The sequence below is a fragment of the Xenorhabdus yunnanensis genome (assembly GCF_028598805.1).
GTDB lineage: Bacteria > Pseudomonadota > Gammaproteobacteria > Enterobacterales > Enterobacteriaceae > Xenorhabdus > Xenorhabdus yunnanensis.
In genome coordinates this window covers 15,518-37,822 of the sequence record NZ_JAQRFI010000016.1, presented here as the reverse complement: position 1 = coordinate 37,822, position 22,305 = coordinate 15,518, and the positions used below count along the sequence as shown (strand labels likewise).

The 22,305-nt window shown below is 49.0% G+C and carries 14 protein-coding genes and 3 pseudogenes; 7 read left to right on the top strand and 10 right to left on the bottom strand.

Annotated features, from left to right (window positions below):
* The first annotated feature begins 18 nt into the window (after positions 1 to 18).
* From PSI23_RS08860 to PSI23_RS08845, 4 genes are all read left to right on the top strand, one after another.
* Complete coding sequence (locus PSI23_RS08860; RefSeq protein ID WP_273554753.1) at positions 19 to 1,434, top strand: HlyD family type I secretion periplasmic adaptor subunit; 1,416 nt, start codon at positions 19 to 21, stop codon at positions 1,432 to 1,434.
* Between the two features lie 90 nt (positions 1,435 to 1,524).
* Positions 1,525 to 2,046 (top strand): DUF5625 family protein, encoded by a 522-nt coding sequence (locus PSI23_RS08855; protein ID WP_273554752.1) that lies wholly within the window; start codon positions 1,525 to 1,527, stop codon positions 2,044 to 2,046.
* Positions 2,047 to 2,075: 29 nt separating this feature from the next.
* Entirely contained in the window at positions 2,076 to 2,618 is a 543-nt protein-coding gene (locus PSI23_RS08850) for a DUF5625 family protein (RefSeq protein WP_273554751.1), read from the top strand.
* Positions 2,619 to 2,665: 47 nt separating this feature from the next.
* On the top strand, positions 2,666 to 9,415 hold the full coding sequence (locus PSI23_RS08845; protein WP_273554750.1) for an SPM autocatalytic domain-containing protein: 6,750 nt from the start codon (positions 2,666 to 2,668) through the stop codon (positions 9,413 to 9,415).
* Positions 9,416 to 9,518: 103 nt separating this feature from the next.
* Here PSI23_RS08845 and PSI23_RS08840 read toward each other — a convergent pair whose 3' ends face one another.
* Positions 9,519 to 9,764: a hypothetical protein gene (locus tag PSI23_RS08840; RefSeq protein WP_273554749.1), complete on the bottom strand. Its 246-nt coding sequence runs from the start codon at positions 9,762 to 9,764 to the stop codon at positions 9,519 to 9,521.
* A gap of 578 nt (positions 9,765 to 10,342) precedes the next feature.
* Here PSI23_RS08840 and PSI23_RS08835 point away from each other — a divergent pair.
* Both PSI23_RS08835 and PSI23_RS08830 read left to right on the top strand, forming a co-directional pair.
* A complete protein-coding gene (locus PSI23_RS08835) occupies positions 10,343 to 11,212 on the top strand; it encodes an integrase domain-containing protein (RefSeq protein WP_273554748.1) in 870 nt (289 codons plus the stop codon).
* A 260-nt stretch (positions 11,213 to 11,472) separates the two neighbouring features.
* Positions 11,473 to 11,739 carry a helix-turn-helix domain-containing protein gene (locus PSI23_RS08830; protein ID WP_273554747.1) on the top strand — a complete coding sequence of 89 codons (267 nt, stop codon included), beginning with the start codon at positions 11,473 to 11,475 and terminating at the stop codon, positions 11,737 to 11,739.
* Positions 11,740 to 12,009: 270 nt separating this feature from the next.
* Here PSI23_RS08830 and PSI23_RS08825 read toward each other — a convergent pair.
* From PSI23_RS08825 to PSI23_RS08785, 9 genes and pseudogenes are all read right to left on the bottom strand, one after another.
* Positions 12,010 to 13,110, bottom strand: a pseudogene (locus PSI23_RS08825) (DNA topoisomerase); the annotation flags it as partial.
* 13 nt (positions 13,111 to 13,123) lie between these two features.
* Positions 13,124 to 13,837, bottom strand: coding sequence for a PFL_4669 family integrating conjugative element protein (locus PSI23_RS08820; protein WP_273554746.1), 714 nt, complete (start codon positions 13,835 to 13,837; stop codon positions 13,124 to 13,126).
* 385 nt (positions 13,838 to 14,222) lie between these two features.
* The gene (locus tag PSI23_RS08815) at positions 14,223 to 15,446 is read right to left on the bottom strand and encodes an STY4528 family pathogenicity island replication protein (RefSeq protein WP_273554745.1); all 1,224 of its coding nucleotides are present in this window, start codon (positions 15,444 to 15,446) and stop codon (positions 14,223 to 14,225) included.
* A 108-nt stretch (positions 15,447 to 15,554) separates the two neighbouring features.
* Positions 15,555 to 15,805 (bottom strand): annotated as a pseudogene (locus tag PSI23_RS08810) (ParE family toxin-like protein).
* A gap of 35 nt (positions 15,806 to 15,840) precedes the next feature.
* The gene (locus tag PSI23_RS08805; RefSeq protein ID WP_273554744.1) at positions 15,841 to 16,416 is read right to left on the bottom strand and encodes a DUF2857 domain-containing protein; all 576 of its coding nucleotides are present in this window, start codon (positions 16,414 to 16,416) and stop codon (positions 15,841 to 15,843) included.
* Positions 16,417 to 16,496: 80 nt separating this feature from the next.
* Complete coding sequence (locus tag PSI23_RS08800; protein ID WP_273554743.1) at positions 16,497 to 18,089, bottom strand: ParB family protein; 1,593 nt, start codon at positions 18,087 to 18,089, stop codon at positions 16,497 to 16,499.
* Positions 18,090 to 18,092: 3 nt separating this feature from the next.
* Positions 18,093 to 19,456: pseudogene (gene dnaB-PI / locus PSI23_RS08795) on the bottom strand (SPI-7-type island replicative DNA helicase).
* Positions 19,440 to 19,835, bottom strand: a complete 396-nt coding sequence (locus PSI23_RS08790) for a hypothetical protein (protein ID WP_273554742.1) — start codon at positions 19,833 to 19,835, stop codon at positions 19,440 to 19,442. Before PSI23_RS08790 ends, dnaB-PI begins: the two are co-directional and overlap by 17 nt.
* On the bottom strand, positions 19,832 to 20,719 hold the full coding sequence (locus PSI23_RS08785) for a ParA family protein (protein WP_273554741.1): 888 nt from the start codon (positions 20,717 to 20,719) through the stop codon (positions 19,832 to 19,834). The genes PSI23_RS08790 and PSI23_RS08785 overlap by 4 nt, the downstream gene beginning before the upstream one ends.
* Before the next feature lie 286 nt (positions 20,720 to 21,005).
* Between PSI23_RS08785 and PSI23_RS08780 the strand changes: the two genes are divergently transcribed.
* A complete protein-coding gene (locus PSI23_RS08780; protein ID WP_273554740.1) occupies positions 21,006 to 22,277 on the top strand; it encodes a tyrosine-type recombinase/integrase in 1,272 nt (423 codons plus the stop codon).
* Positions 22,278 to 22,305 lie beyond the last annotated feature (28 nt).

The following is a 22,305-nucleotide window of genomic DNA, read 5'->3' as shown; positions in this document are numbered from 1 at the left end:
CAAGGAAAATAATTTCGTATGAGTGCCACTCTTTCTTTATTGCAGCGCTATCGCAGCATATGGCGTCAGGCCTGGCGCCAGCGTAAAAACATGGATACGCCGCCGCGTCTTCCTCATGAATTACAGTTTTTACCAACGGCGTTGGAGTTGCAGGAAACGCCGGTTCACCCAGCACCAAGGATTTTCATCTGGAGCATCATGGGCTTCGCTTTATTGGCAGTGCTCTGGGCCTGCATCGGTAAAATTGAGGTGGTAGCGGTCGCACCGGGCAAGGTCGTTCCCAATGGCAAAACCAAGCTGATTCAACCCAGCGAAACGGCGGTAGTCAGAGCGATCCATGTCAATGACGGTCAGGCGGTGAAAGTGGGCGAGTTGTTGATCGAACTCGACCCGACGGCGGCGAATGCTGATGTCAGCCGGATCCAGAGCGAGTTACTGGCCGCCCGTATCGACAGTGCACGCAGCACAGCCATGCTTGATGCGATCAATCAACAACAGCCGCCGGCGTCGCTGGCAGGAACGATTTCCAACGCCAACCCAGATCAGGTGCTCAGTGCCCAGAGTTGGCTTCAAGGGCAATATCAGGAATACCGTAGCAATCTGGAGTTGGTGGATGCAGAGATCCGTCAACGCAGCGCCGAAATCCAGTCTGCCCAGGCCCAGGTAACCAGCCTGCAAAAAACGTTGCCGATCGCTACGCGATTGGCCGAGGACTACCAACGGTTATTGACGAAACAGTATGTGTCACGACATGCGTATCTGGAAAAAGAGCAAGCCCGGCTAGATCTGCAACGTCAGTTAAGCGTGCAGCAGGCCAGTGTCTTGCAGAACACCGCTGCCCAGGAAGAGGCGCGGCGTCGGCGTGAAGCGGTTGTTGCGCAAAATCGCCGCGCCATGCTCGATTTACAGCAGGAAGCTAACCAGAAAGCAGCGATCCTGAATCAGGAACTGACGAAAGCTCGTCATCATGAAAACCTGACCATCCTCAAAGCACCGGTGGCCGGCACAGTTCAACAACTGGCTGTCCATACTGTCGGTGGCGTGGTGACACCGGCTCAGCCGCTGATGGTCATTGTCCCCGCAAACCAACCGATAGAAGTGGAAGCCATGCTGGAAAACAAGGATGTGGGGTTCGTACATATTGGTCAATCGGTCACTGTTAAAGTGGAAACCTTTAATTTCACTAAGTACGGCACCGTTGACGGTGAAGTGCTGAGCGTATCGAACGATGCCATTGAAGACGAAAAGCGGGGACTCATCTATAGCACCCGTATTCGTCTAAAGTCGGATCACTTGCTGATCAATGGACAGCGAGTTGCGTTGTCTCCGGGCATGTCGATCACTGCAGAAATAAAAACCGACCAGCGGCGGGTGATCGATTACTTCTTGAGTCCGCTGCAACAGCACTTAGATGAAAGTTTGAGGGAACGGTAACAACGTGGGTATTCGTATTCGTGAAGGGAACAGGGGCTGAGATAAGCTCCCGTTAATATTTTTCGCAGTCTTATTTTTTGGAGTAACGAGATGACGGTATTACTCACACATGAAAGAGTTAGGAATTGGCGCTGGATTATTCTTTTTTTAAGTTGTGTCTGGTTGAACGCATGGTCTAAACCCATTGATATATACAAATCGATTGATGCATCGAAGGCGGGTCAATCAGTCAAATTTAATTTTGAAATCAGTAAGAAAGGGAATTATCAGTTTGCTCTGCTGTTTGATAAAGGCGATGATTTTGAAGAATTGAAAAAACGGCTCGAATTGTTTGGGGAGATTGATAAGGACGGAATGATAACTCCTATCTCACTTAAGATAGTTAAAGATGGCAAGGTATTTTTTGACAAGAGAATAAATGCAAAAGGACGTGGTTGGGGACAGTCTTTAGATTACAAAGGAAGAAGAATAAATCTAGCTGTTCGTAACATTAAAATACTTGAGCTACTCCCAGGGAGTTATTCTGCTGTCATTACCACTCTGGAAAATATTCCTGATTTTAATGGAATTGAAAGTTTTGCAGAATTTACTTATTACGATCCGAAAATTTGATTTTTGTAGAAAAGGTTGGAGGTAATGAGATGAAGGTATTACAGGTATACGGAAGGTTCAAATATTGGCGCAATATTATAATTTTTTTAAGTTGTACCTGGCTGGTGGCTTGCTCTAAGCCTATTCATATCTACAAACCGATTGATATAACAAAGTCTGGCCAATCAGTAAAATTTGATTTTGAAATCAGCAAAACTGGAAATTATCAATTTGCTCTACTGTTTGATAAGGGTAAAGGTGATAACTACGATGAAATGTTAAGAAGACTTAGATTGTTCGGAGGTAAGTTTTTCGGAAGTACTGATGATGACGGGATAATAACCTCTGTTTTACTCCATGTTGTTAAGGATGATGAGGTTTTTTTTGACAAAAAAATAAATGCAGGAGGGCATGGTTGGGGACAGCGCATAGATTATGAAGGAAGAAGTATAAATATGGCTGTGCGAAATATCAAAATACTTGAGTTACCCCCTGGGAGTTATTCTGCTGTTATTACTACCCTGGAGAGTCTTCCAGATTTTAATGGCATAGAGAGTTTTGTTGAGGTCAATTATTTCAATCCGAAAATTTAATTTATATAGAAAATCAAGAGAAATAACAACTAGAGGAAATAAAAAATATGGAAAAGAAATATACCGTAACCTACAAAGTTGCTCCGGTGGGGGCTAAGTATGTTTATCAGGCCGATAAGAACGAACATAAAGCAGGAGATGTGCATTCTTCATCTGGCGGGCATATGTGGTATGTGATAAATGATGGCAACGGTAATGAAAGAAGTTACGGTTTCGAGTCAGTGTATGATCAACCCTGGGGGGAAGGGCGAGTAACAACTCATGATAATGCCGCCTACCAACAGACCTCTTATGAAGTTACAGTAGCTTTGAATGAATCTCAGTATAAGAAGTTAATCGCATTTTCGCAAAATCCAAAGGAGATAGGTGGATTTAGGGATACAGAATACAGTTTGCACAGCAACAGTTGCGTCGATTTCGTATTCTTTTCATTAACATCCATTGGATACAATACGCATGGTATGCAAGGAAATCTGTTTCCCGTAAATAACATTATTCCTATGAATAACTTGTTAAAATTTAATGGGGCTGAAATCATTAGTAACCATCTGGTTCATGATGGTCAATATTATGAGTATCATGATGCAAGAGATGTCACTAAAACTTTATGGTTAACCCCGGATGAAAGTAAGCGTGTCCCTGGACCGTCAACAAACTTGATTAACATTGATATTAATTCCTCCCCACAGCCCCAAAAACATATTCAGGGCGAAAATAAGGCGCAGCAGGATGTCGCCAACGGTTATATCCAAAATGCGGCGACACACAAAATATCTGTCATCGGAGATATTCTCAACAAAACAGACTTTACCTCTACCCAGATGGCCGGCCTTGCCACCGGAGGTATTCGTCCTGGTGAAATGCAGCTTGACCCCAATGTGCGGCCCAACACCTATCTATCGGAGTTCTACAAACCCTTCTACCAGTCCGGAGACTCGAGCAAACTGGACTTTGGCCTACGCAACGCCGTGACGTTGAACGGCTTATCAGCGATGACAACGTTCAACACTTATGTTGACCCGCTGTTATTGGATCTGAGTGGTAATGGCGTACACATGACTGACATCCGTGATGGCGTGTTGTTCGACATGGATAACAGTGGCACGCTCAAGCGCAGTGGCTGGGCGGATCGCAATACCGGAATACTGGTCATTGACGATGGTAGTGGTCAGATAAAAAATGCTAGCCAGATGTTCTCTGAGTATTACGGCGGCAAGTCCGGGATAAACGGTGCTGCAGGCGAGAAAAAATTCAAGAATGGTTTCGGTGCACTGGTCAGTGCAGATGCCAATAAGGACGGGATGATTGATGAGCGTGATCCTATCTGGAACCAATTGAGGATTTGGGTTGATGGTTCACACGATGCGAAAGTCGATACGGGCGAGCTCAAGACATTAGCAGAATTGGGTATTACCCAGATTAATGTCAGCTCTTCTGATAAAGTCGAAGTGCGTGATGGGAACAAAGTTGTTGCCAGTGGATCTTTCACCATCAATGGCGAAATCCGGGAAATGCTGGCGGTTGATTTTCTCGGTGACCCTGTCAGCAACATACTGAGCACTCAGGGGACGGGTACGCGGGTGACTTCTACGTACAACGATATCACGACCACGGCTTACGCCAGCCAGAGTGAAACAGGTGAAACTCTGGATGCAGAACAGCTAGGTGTGAGTCATCTGTATGGTGGTAGCGGTAATGATACCCTGATTGCAGCAAAAACTGGCAGCTGGCTGGTTGGGGGAGAAGGAAGCAATACTTATATTGGCGGTACCGGTGATGACGTTTTTGTTATCAGCGCTTCTGACGATACGAAAAACATTCATGGCAATGGGGGATACGATACAGCGCTTATTATTGGCAACAAAGGCGTCGAGCTAAACATGGCTGAGGCTGGTTTAACCGTCGCTCAAGGTGGAAGTGGTAGTGATGTTATCAGGAGCGGAGGAGCCAATGGTGTCTTTATCAAGGGAGGCTCCGGTGATTCTGTTCTGGTTGGTGGGATGGGTAACGACGTTTTAGTCGGTGGTAGTGGGCATAACACCATTATTGGTGGTAGTGGAAAGTCAGTCATCTATGCAGGTTCTCAAGGCGATATAATTTACGCTTCTGAGGGAGGCAGCATCATTCATGCCGGTGGCGGAGACGATAAGATTTTCGGCGGTGTAGGTGATGACATTATTGAGGTAGGACACGGTAATGCCACCATTGATGGCGATGGGGGCGTTAACATCGTTAGCCTGCACGGTAACCACGGCGACTACCAAATCACCCGTACCGACAGTGGATATATCGTGACCGACAAGGTTGCCGGGCGTGATGGCACAGTGACGCTGAAAAATATCCAAAAACTCAATTTTGCGGATATTTCAGCGGTGGATTTACAAATACCCAATGCGATGCCTGTTGAGGATGTCCTCACCCACGACAAGGATGGCAAAGTCTTTTCTCGTACCCAACCTCATCTGATTTCCGCAGAGAGCCTGTTGGCCAATGATCAACACCTCAACAGCCAGGGGGCACTGCGTATTGCCAATGTTGGAGATGCGATAGGCGGTACGGTCAGTCTCACCGCCCAGGGCGATGTCTTGTTTACGCCGGATGCAGATTACACTGGTGTCATTAGCTTCAAATATGGTGTAACTGATGCAGCCGGTAATCCTTCAGCCTCAGTAGTGGATCTGAGCAGCGGGGAAACCGCACCAATGCGTGCCGTTGCTACCTTACTGACCCCCGAAGTCCCGCTCGATCCACTGGCTGCTCAGCAATGGTATCTGAGCGATGCCAACATCCTGCCGGTTTGGAAAGACTATACCGGCAAAGGCGTGCGTATCGGTCAGTTCGAACCGGGCGGCAAGTTCGCCACCGGGCCAGAAATCTTTGATATCGCTCATCCCGATCTTGCAGCAAATGTTGATAAAGCCTGGCTGCAAACTCAACAAGCCAATGGTACCTTGCCAAACGTGGTTTCCAACCATGCGACGATGGTGGCGGGTGTGATGGTTGCCACGAAGAATAATATTGGTGGCGTAGGGGTTGCCCATGGCGCTACATTGGGTGGCTATTATCTGGCTAATGACGGAGCCGACCTTGCGGGACTTGGGCATATGGTCAGCTTTGACATTGCCAACAATAGCTGGGGATTCACCAATGATTTCGCGCTCAGCAATCTTCAGGATGGTTCCATTAATACTGCCGCATCGCTGAGCCTGAATGCGCAGTACGCAGCGGCTAATGGCCGTGGCGGATTGGGTACCGTCATCGTGGCGGCGGGTGGTAACAATCGAGAAGCCGGCGGCAATGCCCAGGGGTCACTGACCAGTAACAACCGTTTTTCTGTACAAGTCGGTGCGATCAACGCACAAAGCGACTTATCGACTTTGCAGATTGGTTCTTCACCCTTCTCGAACCCGGGTGCCAGCCTGCTGGTTTCTGCACCGGGCAGTAATGTGGTATCGACCAGCCATATGCTGAAAACTGACCGTGGTTCGACCTTCGGCAATGACTACACCAGTATGCAAGGCACCAGCTTTGCCGCACCGATCGTCTCTGGCATTGTTGCACTGATGCTTGAGGCCAACCCTAACCTGGGCTATCGTGACGTGCAGCAGATCCTTGCACTATCTGCTCGCAAGGTCAATGACCCATCCACCGAATGGAGCGACAATAGCGCCCATCACTGGAATGGCGGCGGCATGCACACCAGTAATGATTATGGATTTGGCGCCGTCGATGCACGAGCCGCTGTTCGCTTGGCCGAGTCCTGGATGACGCAAAGCACAGCAGCCAACGAGTATGTTTATAGCGCATCCAGCGGTGCTCTTGGCAAAACCCTGGCTGCGGGTGAAACGCTGACATCCTCCATTGCGATGAATGCCGGTCTGAATATCGAACATATTGAAATTGATTTTGACGCCGAAGTGGGTCGTCTTGGCGATTTGACGCTCAAACTGATCTCTCCTGATGGCACTCAAAGTATATTACTCAATCGTCAGGGCAAGGTTCCAGATGATGTGTCGGGCGCGAGTGATACCGATATGGGTAGCAGCCAGTCGGGAACGTTCAAGTACAGCTTTATGTCGACCCACGATTTTGGTGAAAACTCGGCGGGTAACTGGACGCTGCAAGTCACCAGTGCAAATTCGGGCCTGCCAACCACACTAAATGCCTGGTCACTCCGTTTGTACGGCAGCAAGAGTACACCGGATAATACTTACTTTTACACCGACGAATATATCCAGTCGGTGGTCGGGCAAGCCAACCGTGCGGTACTGGATGATGCAGTTAATGGCGTGGCGGGTGGGCGTAATACCCTCAATGCGGCGGCGGTTTCACGCGATACCTCGGTCAACTTGCAGACCGGTGTTGCCAGCATTGGCGGTGCCGCGTTAACTATCAAGGATCCGTCGGGCATTCATAACATTGTCACCGGTGATGGCAACGATACGCTGGTTGCAGGTAATACTGATGCCTTGCTAGATGGCGGGCGTGGAAACAACACGCTGATTGGCGGTGCGGGTAAGGACTTCTTTGTGGTTCACCGCCGTGAAGCTGGCAGCGATATTATCAGTAATTTCGAGGCCGCCCGTGGCGAAATCATCGATCTGGTCGGATTTCGTGGAAAAACCTTTGCTGACTTGCTAATAACTCAACAGGGGGATGATGTTAAGGTTGATCTGGGTAATAACCAGAATATTACCCTGAAAAATCAGCAAATCACTGGAATTAGTGCTGAGAATTTCAAATTCCAAGATTCCTTTATCGCGCCAATGACCTACACCAGTAGTGACACCTCAACGCACCAACCACAAGAAGGCCTGGGAACAGTGATCCTTAATGGCGGAGGCAATAGAGTCTTGTTCAGTACTGATGCTCAAGGTCAGATGAAATTTAGCCTGGATGGGACTATTTATAGCCACGATAGTGCAACATCAGACGTTTTCGTTGTAGCAGCCCAACCAGGTGCTAGCAATTACAGAAACGCATTACGTGGATTCCGCCACGGTATCGATAAGATCGATCTGCGTCAAGTTGGCGTCACTGACTTTAGTCAACTTTCTATCACTAAAAGCAATCGTGGTACGATCAATGGGTTGTCACAAATTCATGGCGTTAACGTCACATTTAATGGGGCAAACGCCGCTGATTCAAAAGTGGAACTGCTTTATCTCGATACTCTGGATGTTTCACAGATAGATGCAGCCGACTTCATTTTTGCGGAACATGCACCAGACTTAGTACCCACGGTCAAACCAGTCGTACCGCAATCTCCTGATACATCAACTATTACAGTGCCGGACTCATTGACACCTAGCATACCTTCTATTGATATTGATCGGAAGCCAATTACTATTCCTGATTGGAAACCGATTACTATTCCACCTATTGACTGGGAAGCAATTATGATTCCTCTTGTTGATCGGGAACCAATTACTATTCCGAAAATTGATCCAGTAGTAGAACCGACACCAATAACCACTGATCCCAATACTGTTATAGTTAAAAATACTTTTGCCGAGGTTACGTTGGGAGATGAGAGTAAAACAATCATTGTGGAAGCTGACCTTAATAAAGTTGTCGCTGGAAATGGTGATAATAAGGTTAATGTGACGGGAAGTAGTTCCGATATCACTCTAGGTAATGGTAACAATACCGTTATTGGTGGTGTTAAAAAGCTAATCGTCGGAAATGGCGATAACAATATTGAATCCAGCAGTACTATGCCGACGATAAAAGTAGGTGATGGTAACAACACCATTACTGGCAATGTCGATAAACTAGCTGCTGGACATGGTGATAATAAGATCAATGTGACAGGGCATAGAGCTGATATCACGCTAGGTGATGGTAATAACATTATTATTGGTAATGTCGACGAACTAGTAGCCGGACATGGAGATAATAATATCGAATCCAGCAGTACAATGCCGACGATAAAAGTAGGTGGTGGTAACAACACCATTACTGGCAATGTCGATAAACTAGCTGCTGGACATGGTGATAATAAGATCAATGTGACAGGACATAGAGCTGATATCACGCTAGGTGATGGTAATAACATCATTACCGGCAATGTTGATAAACTAGTCGCTGGGCGTGGTGATAATAAAATCAATGTAACAGGACGAGATGCCAATATCACGCTAGGTGATGGTAATAACATCATTACCGGCAATGTTGATAAACTAGTCGCTGGGCGTGGTGATAATAAGATCAATGTAACAGGACGAGATGCCAATATCACGCTAGGTGATGGTAATAATATCATTACCGGCAATGTTGGCAAATTCATAGCCGGAGATGGAGATAACAATATCGAGTCCAGTAGTACTATGGCTAAAATAGAAGTAGGAAATGGTAATAACCATATCGTTGCTAACGGTACTATGTCGAAGGTAAAAGTTGGTGATGGTAATAACAATATTTTGACCAGTGGTACTATGTCGACGGTAGAAGTCGGGCATGGATTCAATAAGTTAGAATTTAGCGGTGATATGGGCAAATTGGTGTTAGGAAAGGATATCAGTCTTGATAATCTGAGATTCCAGCATGCTGGGCAGGATTTGCAGATTTCGGTCATTGGTAGCAAACAGGAGGTCATGCTGCATAATTGGTATGCTAGCTCTCCTGAACGACCAGCAAGTATTATGGTCGGTGAGAGTCATCGCTTGATGGATAGTGAGATTGAGCACCTTGTTCAAGCCATAGCTGCATTTGCACCATCAGCTCCTGCAACTACAATGTTCAGCGATGTTGAGCAACAACGGCTGCAACCTGTACTGGCTGCCAACTGGCACTAAATGTAATGGGTAATAGCGCCCGCGATAATTATCGCGGGCATCTTACTAGCTGGTAAAAGTTGTGTGTTGTTCTACCTTGAACAAACATTTGACTCGCTTCAATCTAATAGATAATGTATGGAGCTGTAACTAAAACGATCCTATCGCCTGCAAGGATCAGCGTTAAGCGGCGAATGAAAACTCCCGTAGCCTGCAAGGGAGAGCAAGCATTGCGGTACATCTGCCCACCTTTGGAAGCAGATATTGTCAGACATAAACCCCTTGTCTGGTAATGAAGGTTTATTAAACTAAAAATACGCCCAAAAGGTGTTTTTATCTTGTCGCCGAAGGGTGTTGAACGTGGGTTCATACACTGACTTTTCAAATCAACATAAATCCTGTTTATCTTCAATGAACAACAGGATGGCTTTTGCGCATCCGTTCATACTTTTATCTATCCCTGTCTGAATTATTCAACAGACAATTTTTTTACCGCTAAACCATTAACGCATGACTACCGTTTGACATTGAATCTGGCGGCGTTTTGCTGTACCCGTTGGTATTTCAACGCTTTAATAGTCTTTGCTGATTGTTCGAAAACTCAAGGCGTCACTTTTTGCGGGTTACCGCTGAAAGTGACGCCGCAGCCAAAGAGTACCACAACCCTGACAGGCTCACGCCTGCTTCACCACGCAGTGAATCTGACACTGCATTTTTAGATTAAAAAAGGAGAACTTGACGATATCGAGGCTGGCTTTTAGCCGGTGGGGATGACCTGTTTATACAGGCGGCAGTACCGCGTACTCAACCGATACCCCGCAATACCTCAACCTGCGTTCACTCTGGCGCACAGATATCGATCAAGGGCAAAGCAGGTTTTTCTGTTTTGCCAGAATGGTCGCGCGCCAGAGATTGCATGTTGTCAGGTATAGGTCGCGGGAGAAGCTAATGAGTCGATTGATTAAGGAATTAAAATTTTTTGCCCGACAAGGCGGCGGCAGTCATAAAACTTGCCATGATCGCATTCAGATCGCCGAACGTTTAGGCGTGTTGTTATTGAGCCTGAATATTCAGGTCAAAAGCCTTAAGAATTTGAAAGCCAAGCATGTGGAACAGTATGTTGATGCCCGTTTGTCTCAGGGGATCGCCAAGCGAACGGTGCAAAATGAAATGTCCGCACTGCGTAATATCTTTCGCATGGCAGGTCGGGAGAAGCTGGAAACCTCGCCGCGTTTAAGCAATCAGGCATTGGGATTAAGTGGAACCAGCCGCGCCGGAACAAAACAAGCGATCCCTGATGCCACGTTTCAGGTTGTTTATCAGAAGGCACGTGAACGTGATGCCGGATTTGCCGTCACACTGACACTTGCCCGATTGTTGGGGTTATGTTCTCAGGAAGCGGTGCAATGCAGTGCTTCATTGAAAAGCTGGCGCAAACAGTTAGAGCAACCAGAGCCAAAACTGCATGTTGTTTTCGGTACAAAAGGCGGCCGGGCAAGACAAACCCGTGTACTGGATATCGCAGCGGTAAAAGAGGCTGTCGAACAGGCCATTACTATTGCAGAACAACGTGGCGGCAGGCTGATTGATAAACCCGATCTCAAGCAGGCCATGAACTACTGGCGGACACATACCACAAAGATTGGTTTAACAGGCTGCCATTCTCCCCATAGTTTACGCTATGCATGGGCGCAGGATGCACTGAATTATTACCAACAGAATGGTTTTAGTCGTCAGGAGGCAAGGGCACTGGTTTCAATGGATTTGGGGCACGGTGATGGTCGCGGGCGTTATGTAGAGCGGGTTTATAGCCGTTAAACTTAGTCGTTTAGTTATTGAGTCCGATAAAACAATCAGTTAAAGTATTCCCGCCATTAGCAAAATCTAGTGGTCAAGGATTAGCACCCTTGCAAAGAGCTATCCACTGGTAGGAAGTTTCTACCAGTGTGTCTGCGCTCGCCCTTTCAATGGCGGTTCAGGCGGGGGAGGCTTCGGCCTCGCTGGAAGATAGCTCCCAGTAGTGCTAACCCTGTCTGGATCGCCACCATCAATATTAATTAATGGAAGGGGTAGCAGGAATGACTAACAACGTTAAAAATGACTGGCATCAGGCCGATATCATCGCAGCATTACGTAAACGCGGTACAACCTTAGCAGCGCTCTCCCGTAAGACGGGACTCAGTTCATCAACATTAGCAAACGCACTCAGCAGGCAGTGGCCTAAAGGCGAATGGATTATCGCAAATTATCTCGGTATCCACCCTTCAGAGATCTGGCCTAGTCGTTATTTTGATAGTTATGGTCGATTAGTTGAGCGTAAGGCTCGCAATAAACCACAGGAATAACCCGCTTCAATTTGTGATCGACGTCGTAAAAATGAGAATTTTTTATATCAAGCCCTGAGCGTAAAATGGCTGCCCAATTTGACCATTTTTAACCCTCACGGCTTTTTTGCTTTAAAATGATGAAAAAGCACACAATAAGTAATATAAATAAGTAAAATCAGTCAGATACATGAACTAAAGCAAGTGAAAGAATATAGGGGCACTAAAAGAGGCACAAAAGGAAAACATGAAAATATACTTATTATATTCAATCAGTTATAATTATCTTTAATTCCAGACGCGGGAAACCAGTTGTTCGTCCAGCTGGCTGATAATATCGGCCATCGCCGGATCGGTTCGCACCAGTGCTGTAAGCACCACCGGAATATCAGCCTGCATGGACACGGGCAGATATCCGCAATCCATGCGTGGGTAAGTCGTGGCTTTATGGGTTTCATACAAGGACTGGGCAATCGTCAGCACCTGACTCGCCCCCATGCCTCAGAGACGGGAAGCCGTCTGCTGCAATGTCCCCAAATCAAAGCAAAGTGGTGGCGGGGTTTTCTCCCGTTTTTTGCTGACCGCCATCACCGTGGCTTGCATTGCCTGCTGACAACGTTGTTGTACTGCCTGCGCCACAGCCTCCCGGAGACAGCGGTTTTCGGCATCGCCCTCCTCCGCGGCGGGCAGCCATTTCGCCTGAAAGTGGGTGTTGTCTTTTTCCAGCTTCACCATCACCTGCCAGTAATGTTTCGGCACAAAGTGACTGATTTCTTTATCTCGGTTCACCACCAGAGCCAGCGCCGGGGTCTGTACCCGACCGATGGATAACACGTCCCCGAACCCTAGCGTCTGGGCTTTCAGGGTATACAAACGGGTCAGATTGATACCCGTTAACCAATCGGCGCGTGCCCGCCCCAGCCCTGCCTGATAGAGTGCTTCCGTCTGCTCACCCGGCAAAATTGACGCCAGTGCCTGCCGGATACTGGTTTCATCCAATACCGACAACCACAACCGCCTGACCGAACCAGTGAAACGGCAATATTCCAGCAACTCACGAGCGATGATTTCCCCTTCACGGTCGGCATCGGTGGCGATAATCACTTCCTCCGCCTGTTTCAACAGTTGTTCGATGACGGCAAACTGTCCCGCTGTCGCTTCCTTCACCGACCACTGCCACTGCACGGGCAGCACCGGCAGCACCTCCAGCCGCCACGGCGGACCAAACTGCTCACCATAATGTTCGGGGGCGGCCACTTCCAGCAAATGCCCGATGGCCCAGGTCACCGTGATACCGACACCAAAGAGAAATCCCTGCCCACGTTGTTTTACGCCCAGAACGTTGGCAATGTCTTTGGCCTGAGAGGGCTTTTCACATAAATAAAGCTGCATCTTTCCACCTCCATTAACCTTGTTCTGTGGAACGTAATGGGGAGGAAAACGCTGAACTCTGCTTGCCTGACAAAATATCGGGATGCGGTTCACCCAGCAGTTTAATGGCGTCAAGCCCTATCGGGGTTTTCTCAGCAATATCCTGTCGGGTGACCGCCAGTGAATGGTAAGAGCGCACAAGACCGTAAATCTGGCGAATGACACGGCTGCCGTTGTGCAGAAAGGCATCCCGCTCTGCACGTGAAATCAGCCCATAATGAAAAGCCTGAAACGTTTTCATCGCCAGCTGGTCATAACCGACCAGCAGCCAGACACAGCGATAGCCTAACGGAGAGTGACTGTAAACCCCGATATTCAGTGGTTCGACAGAAGAAACAGCGGATAAGGTGATCTGCTTTGGTACAGCATTCAGAATATCCTGCAAGGTGGCAAGACTCTGTTGGAGATTGGTGGACGCAGCTTCCAGCTTCTGCTCCAGTTTCACCAGCCAGGCATCGGCATACGGATTATCCGCTGCGGAATCCACACTGATGTTGGCCGCCCGTCTAATCACCTGCGGCATCCCCAGGATCTCCGTAATCTTATGCGACTCGCTGATGTCTTCCCGTCGACGCCCTGCCCATAATCGAATGGCATAGTGGGTATGTAATTCAATCGTTAACGAAGATGTTAAAACACCGGCGCGTAAACGCGGCTGAGATGCGGTTTTTTCTTCTGCATCAGACATACACAAAACTCCTGTTTAGCCTTGATAAGTCAGTCAAACTATCAGGGCAAAACAGGCGGTGGCTCAATGAATAACCAGTTATCGAAAAAGAGAAGATTGAAGGATGTTATTTATTGTCAGAAATGATGATTTTTTAGTCTTGTGTGCCATGGGCACAACCGTATGATTTTTAATCATCATTGACTCAGACGATACAATAGGGTTTTCCGTCTTCGTTACACGGGTCAAAACAGTTTATTTTTTAATCTTGTGTGCCACGGGCACACTTGTATGATTTTCAACCGCTATTGATTCAGACAACACAGCAGGATTTTCCATCTTCATTACGCGGGTTAAAACAGTCTGTTTTTTAATCTCGTGTGCCACGGGCACAGTCGTTTTCTTTTTAATCAATATTATCATGACGGTATTTCGCCATGGTCAGTCGCTGACGGATGTCTTTCACGACACTGCGCACATGGGCTTGCGAGGAAGGTGATACAGGCCGCTCAACAGGTTGAGTGAATTCAACAGATGTCTTTGCAGCAGCAGGCGTGGTAGCCGCAGTTTCAGCCTGCCCGTATAATTTCCCGTCCCGTGCCCGTTTCATCATCGTCAGCAGCCAGCCGACCGGATTGCCAATTTTTCCGGCCCATAACGCTTTGTCCAGACAACTCAACACGGTCTGCGCCTGTTCAGCGGGCAGCGCCTGCAACTGGCTGTTCAGCATCGTCACATCTTCCGGCTCCAGTTGTCGACACAGCCCTTCCGGTAGAAAAACAGCGGATTGCAGATCTACGTATGTTTTTTTATTCACATTCTGTGTAAAAGAACGTACATAACGGTTCGGTTTAGCTGAATCACTATAAGGCGTTGATTTCAGACTGAGTTCGGATACCGAATTCAGCTCAGTCTGCCCCTTTGACTGACTCAGTTCGGTTTCCGAACCCAGCTTGATTTCCCTGAGTTCGGTTTGATGTTTTCCTTGTTGAAGCGACTGACGCATCACTCTTTGCTGCGGTGTTTGCACCGCATTCAGCCTCTCTTCCAGCAAACGGATATGACTGTGGCGATGACGCATCAGCGGATCTTCTTTGATGTCAGTCAGGACATCCCGGGCCGTCTGGCTGATAGTGCGGTTTTTGCTGCAACAGGCTTCCACCACGGTATCCAGCCAGTGAGGATCGAGAATTTCGGCATCACGGCAGGTCAGCGGCTCATCGTGTTGCGCATAGATATTGCTCCGCACCCGCCCGTGCTCATCGCGGATACGCTTGCATAAACTCAGCCAGCCGGTGATTCGCAGCATCAGCAACACCCGGCTGACGGTTTCACGTGATGCCTTGCCTTTATAGGGGGAAGCCAGCAGTCCCTGCAATTCGTCATAGCTGGGAAAAACCGCACCTTCATTTTGCTGTGCATACAACCTGATCATCATCCAGCCCGTTTTATCCAGCGGCGACAGGCGGTCATCCAGTAACAGGCGGCGGGGATAGGCATCCTGAATGTTACCCATAAACAGCAGACCACTGCGCAGTTGTGAAACGTCATCGTCTGAATGTTGTTCCAGACGTATTTTCATCTTGGCGATGGTATGAGCAATTATGCTGTCTGCTGACAGGTTTATCATGATCCCGTATCTCCGGCCTTTGCCTTTCAATTTAATCGGTAAAAATAATGTCAGGGCTGCATCCTGTTGCCTTGAACAAGATGCAGAATGACACCACTTCAATACTGACTATTTACGAATTTCATTGTTGTAACGTTCATGGAGCATCAGCTCCCACGATTGTCCGTCATCCCGGCTTAACAACCGCCAAACCCCACATTGATTTTCAGATACCCGGTGCCTCTTTCTTTCAGCCGGACGTAATTGCGCTCGCCCCGCTGATAACACCGCACCTGATGCTGCGCCTTGCGACGCAGTGACAGCGGTGTCGTTGCAGGGACATGCAAGCCGGGCATCATTTCCGTTAATTTTCCTGACATCGTTTCCTTTTCTGTTTATTTTTCATTGAAGGCTTTCAGGCCTGTTTTTTGACAGATTCAGACGCTTCGTTGTGCGGCCAGTCTTTCACCGCATGCCAGACGGCCGTCAGCGAGAGTTGATGATGCGCGGCCATCTCCAGCATCATATCCAGTCCTTCGGCGCTGTCCACATCGACAATCGCCGCGGCCTGCCAGCGTTGCCACAACTCACGATTTTCCTCTTCTGTCAGGGGCGAATTGCGTCCCGGTTTTACGGTCACCCCGGAAATACGTCGGCGGGCGGCGATTTCCAGACTGGACAAGCCGAAAAAATACCGCATCAGTTCAATAGAACCGCCTAATTCCAGTGCCCGGTCAATGCGCTGCAACCGCTGCTGCTCAATCCGCGCCTGATGTAAGATGCGCACCAGATTACTGTGATGGATCTGGATGGTCAGCACCGACACCGGGCTGTTGCCCAGATAATGCAGATCTTCAATTGTCAGGCTCTGTAACATCAGCATCTCCGAGGGTGCCAGCCCCAGTGCCTCGCAACGGCGGATATAGCCGTTTTTCAAATCCATCACCAACTGCAACAACAGACTGTTGGTTGCTTGCGATAAATGATTCATACACTTCCTCCACTATCAGGCCAGTCAAAACACAATGAATGAACAACACACTGAAAAGCAGGCACTCCGTACCGATATCGCTACATCGTTAACATCTCCGGTGCGACCCCACGCTGAAGCTCACGCAGACGACGGATAACCCGAATGAGGCGTAAGAACTTCACGGTCTGGGTGTCGTCCAGTAAAGGCACTTCTTCCCGTCCGGCCGTCCCCAGCAAAACAGCTGTCAATGTCAGTTCATTGCCATCATTAGCAATTTCTCCGGTCAGGGAGTGCAATAAAGACGAAAAAGGATGAGCATCCTGCCCGTCAATCAGGCAAAATCCCACCGCTCCCGCATCCGATACGGGCAGCAAATCGCCGTCGCAGCCCATCACTTCCGCCAGTTCAAACGCCAGCCGAAAGGCCATGTTTTGCAGATGCTCGATATCGTCCTGCATCGGCGAAATATCCCAGATGGAACTGACCGGCTCCAGCCCGGTTCGGGCAAAGTGCAGACATTCGGTTTCAGGAACAGGTATCACTGTTTCAGGCGGGTTATCAGCACAATCCGGCTGATAAGGTGGGATCACCGGATTTTTTCGGGGAGATGTCGCAGGTGTTTGTACCTTATCGGCCGGAAAACGGGTTGCCTCCGGTATCTGCACCGTACCCGTGTCAGGTTGAGCCATTATTCGCAGGTTCGATTCCCTATCTGGCACTCGAACCCGATCCGCTTTATTCGTCTCAGGCTCTTCCGGCACCGGCACCGGATCAAACGTAGCGGCCTGTTCACCAAAGAGTTGTCGGCGGTTACTTTCCTTCGGATCTAATTCCAGTACCCAGCGGTCATAATTCAGCTGCGGGTGCGACAATGCCTGCAATAAGTCGCCAATCAGTTCATCGAGGAACATCTCCGGTGACCAGTTTTCCAGTGCATCAAACTTATGGCAACAGAGACCAAAAACCTCATCAAAGATTACGGTTGGTTCCGGGTTTATACTGAAGATATGTTGCTGCCAGACTGTATCCGCATTCTGACGCAACACCAATAAAGGACGTATCTGTGGTGTTCCCAGCCCGGATTCCAGCAGATTAGGCATCCACGGATACAGGTACTGCACGGTATCTTCCATCCGGCTGATATGGCTGGCACTGACAGGAAAACCGGCTTCACTGAGCAGCGCAGACAACTCACGCAGGCTGATTTTTTTCTGTTTCTGCGCTTCATAAATCGCTCTTGCCTTGCAGATCCCTAATGCTTTTTCAATAAAACTGAGATCGCCCCGCAGTTCATTTTCAGCTAAGTGCCCGATAACACACTGTAGGCGCCCCGGCCATGGCTTAAACAGGCAATGCACACGATAAAAACGTTCCTCCCCGGTTTCCTGCCACAACTCGGACAGAATTTGATAGCGCGTATTCCCGCCATCACTGAAGATATAAACCTCGTCACCGTCCGGATCACGTGTGATTTTCGGCACCGTATCCAGCCCGCGCGCTTTTATCGAGGCTTTGATATCGTCATAGCGGGGATTGCGGCTGGTGCGGGGGTTATCCGGATTCGGGCGAAGTTGATCCAGCGTCAGTACCATCGGCATTTCCGCCATCGGCGGGCTGTCATTGAGAGTGGTCACCGCCTGTCGCCCCTGCTGTAACAAGGCATTGCCTAAATTCAGTGTATTGCGTCCCATCCTTTACCTCCCGCTGCCATCGAAATCAGAAAAACGCGTATATTGCGCCTCAAACCGCACACGCACCGTACCTGTCGGTCCCTGACGCTGCTTTCCAATAATTATTTCGGCAACCCCGCTATCCGGGGTTCCCTCGTGATAGACTTCATCGCGGTAAAGGTGCAGGATCAAATCAGCATCCTGCTCCAGCGAGCCGGAATCACGCAAGTCCCCATTATTGGGGCGTTTATCGATACGGTTTTCGACTTGTCGGTTCAGCTGTGACAGCGCCAGTATCGGGCATTCCAGCTCTTTGCCTAACGCTTTCAGATTGCGGGAGATATCGGCGATTTCTTGCGTGCGGTTTTCCTGTCCGGGGGCGCACATCAGCTGGAGATAATCCACCATAATCAGGGCAGGTTTACCGTACTGACGGGTATAACGGCGGGCACGGGCACGCAATAACGCCGGGGTCTGATGGCTGCAATCATCGATAATCAGCCGCTGATCCCATTGGGCAAACTGCTCCAGACTCTGGCTAATGCGCCCCCACTGTTCATCGTCCAGCAGGCCGCTGCGCAGCGCGGTTAACGCCACGCCGCCTTCCATCGCAGACAGACGCAGCATCAGTTGTGCCGTTGGCATTTCCAGGCTGAAAATCTGTACCACCGCATCGTCCCGATGCCGAATTGCACCGAGGCAACAGGCCAGCGCCAGCGCAGTTTTTCCCATGGAAGGACGGGCAGCCAGCAGAATGAGGTCGCCCGCCTGTAAGCCACAGGTCATGTCATCCAGCGCCTGAAAACCGGTCGGTGTCCCGGTGATGCCGTTGCTGCCCTGTATGCGTTCCAGATGGGCAATCAGGGCATCCGCCCCTTGCAGCAGGGTCACGGCCTGATGTTGCCGGGCTGCACCTTTTTCCGCCAGATTAAACAGCTGATGTTCTGCCTGCTCAATCAGGGTTTCTGACTGGATATTAGGCTGAAAAACGTCTGCGCTGAGGGATTTACCCAGTGCCAGTAACTGACGTAACCGGCTTTTTTCGGCCACAATGCGGGCATATTCGTCAATATTGGCCGCGCTGGGCGTGTTTTTGCACACTTCTGCCACATAGGCAAAACCGCCAGCGCTGTCTATTTGCCCCCGCTGTGTCAGCCTATCGGTCAGGGTGATCAGGTCAAACGGACAGTTTTTTCGCTCAGTTCAGTAATGGCCTGATAGAGTATCCGGTGTGCCGGGAAGAAAAAATCGTCGGCAGACAGCCGCTGAACCACGCTATCCCAACGATCATTGTCCAGTACCAGTCCGCCAATCACTCCCACCTCGGCATAAGCGTAGCTGGGCGCCGCTTCACTGATGGCCTGTAAGGCCTCATGATCCCGCTTCATTATTCACCTCCTGACTGACGCTATTCAGCGCAGCCACTAACCGTTGTTGCAGATGCGGGGAAGAGACCCAGAACAGCACATCTTGTGCGGTTAAATACTGTGGCCGGCCATTTTCCCAGCCGCATTCCAGCAGTGCCCAATCATCCGGTGTACCGGGCATCAGTGACAGTTCATGCAACTCGGCTTCATGACGGGGGCTGAAATGATCCACCTGCTCAGGGAAAACATCCCAGATAATGGATAATAATGTCCGGAATTTCGCCAACGCCGCTTTCCGATCAGGCGCATCGATAAACACAAACCACTCCTCCTGCGTATCCGTAAACGGTAATTCCGCATTACCATAACAAAAACAAACGGCTCGCCAGATAACATTCATTGCGCGTTCCCCGTCGGTTGGTTGACCAGCACGGCATCAAATTTCGCTTTCCATTCAGGGAACAGTTCACAGGCCAGACAGTGCAGGGTTTGCGCCGCAGCGGGGCTTTTGCGGGTGGTTTTATATTCCAGGCAATGGACAGGCTGGGCACGAACGTGTCCCAGTTTGTAGATATCCAGCAGGTCTATTCGGGTATTCAGCAACTGATAAACCTGCCTGCCGCCCAGTGCGGAGGCGTCATAACGTTGATAGTTGATAATGTCGGTCAGCTCATGAAGTGTATCCCTGTCAAGATTAGTGCCTTCAATGCCATTGGCCAGTATCTGGATCAGCGGAAGCTGAATGCCATAATTTTCAAAGGATTGAAGGCGGATCAGCATCCGTAACGTGCCGCGCAGAAACTCCCGTACATCCGGTAATATCGGTTTGATTATCCCCAGCACACTATATATGGCAGTCAGCACTACCAGTTCCGTCATTACCCCGGTTGCCCCTTTGGAGTCGATGATAATGATGTCGTACTGATTGAAGAGAGGATGCTGCAAAATATTGCGCAGGCGCAGGCGTCCATCAGGCGCGTGCAGCATCGCTGTCGGCAGGAGTTCATCGGGATCGTTGGAGACAATGATATCGAGATTACGGATCGTTGAACGGGAAATGATCCGCGTAGATTCCCTCAGATCGACCGTCTGCATCAACAATTCATACAAGCCAGCAGGGGCTTCATATTCCAGGATAAAAATGCTGCTGGAGGTGGGCTGTGAGTAATCGGCGTCAATCAGGAGGGTGTGCAGACCGGCATCAGCAAAAAATCCAGCCAGATTTGCAGCATGGGTGGATTTACCTTCGCCGCCTTTGGGAGAAATTATAGGAAGTATTTTCATGTTGTACACTCAGTAGTTTGAGCATACAAAATAAGCAAAAAATCAATATGTTACATTTTCTTAACTTACAAGGGGATTGAAAATCCCCGTGTCGGTGGTTCGATTCCGCCTCCGGCACCACTTCAACTTCCAGTGAAGTCCAGCCAAGTCAAAACAATTCATACTAAATTCAGTAAAATCAATATCCATTCCTATTTCTACGTCTAGTTTAGTCTGTTGCAATCAATATGCAGCGAAGGGCATAATTCGGGGCACTTACCGTTCGATTAAAGGAATGCCCTTAATAATGAAACTTAACGCACGACAAATCGAAACTGCAAAGCCCAAAGAAAAAACCTACAAACTCGCTGATGGCGGTGGCCTCTATTTAGAAATCACAGCACGCGGCTCGAAGTACTGGCGCATGAAGTATTACCGTCCGACCGATAAAAAAGAAGATCGGCTGGCGTTCGGTGTCTATCCGACAGTATTGTTAGCAGATGCCCGCGCTAAACGCGATGAAGCCAAAAAGCTGATGGCTCAGGGTATCGACCCCAAAGCCGAGAAAAAAGGCACACCAACGCCCACCAAAATCAATTCGTTTGAACAAGTCGCCCGTGCATGGCACGCCAGTAACAAACGCTGGAGCGACAGCCACTGTCAAAAAGTGCTGCGCAATCTTGAGCAGTACATTTTCCCCCATATCGGTGCCCGCGATATTACCACATTACGCACCAGCCAGCTTTTAGCGCCAGTCAAGGCCATTGATGAGCAGGGTAAACACGATATCGCCCAACGTCTGCGCCAGCGTATCACTGCTATTATGCGTTATGCCGTCCAGAATGATATTCTGGAAACCAATCCGGCTAATGATATGACCGGCGCACTCACCACCGCAAAATCCCGTCATCATCCCGCCCTGCCCCATGAATGTTTACCTGATTTCCTGAACCGCTTATCGGCTTATCGCGGGCGCTTACTGACCAAAATCGCGGTAGAGCTGGCTCTGCTGACGTTTGTCCGCTCCAGCGAACTGAGATTTGCCCGCTGGCAGGAAATCGACCTTGAAAACGCCGTGTGGAAAATTCCTGCCACAAGACAACCCATTAAAGGTGTTCGCTTCTCTGAACGCGGTATGAAAATGAAAACCGGTCACCTTGTGCCCCTGAGCCATCAGGCTGTTCGACTCATCAAAGCATTACAGGAACTGAGCGGCAATTGTGAAGTGATGTTCCCCAGTGATCATGATTCCGCGAAAGTCATGAGTGAAAACACCGTTAACAGTGCTCTGCGCAATATGGGCTACAACACCCAAACTGAAATCTGCGGGCACGGTTTCCGTACAATGGCACGTGGTGCAATGGGCGAATCCGGCCTGTGGAGTGATGATGCCATTGAGCGCCAGTTAAGCCATATCGAACGCAACAACGTTAGAGCGGCGTATATTCACACCTCCAAACATCTGGATGAACGGCGGCTGATGGTGCAATGGTGGGCGGATTATCTGGATGCAAACCGGGAAAAACCCATCACACCGTATGATTTCGCCAAACCGCTGCGTGACAGAAAAAACCGCTAGTAAAATTTGCAACCCATTAATTCTAATC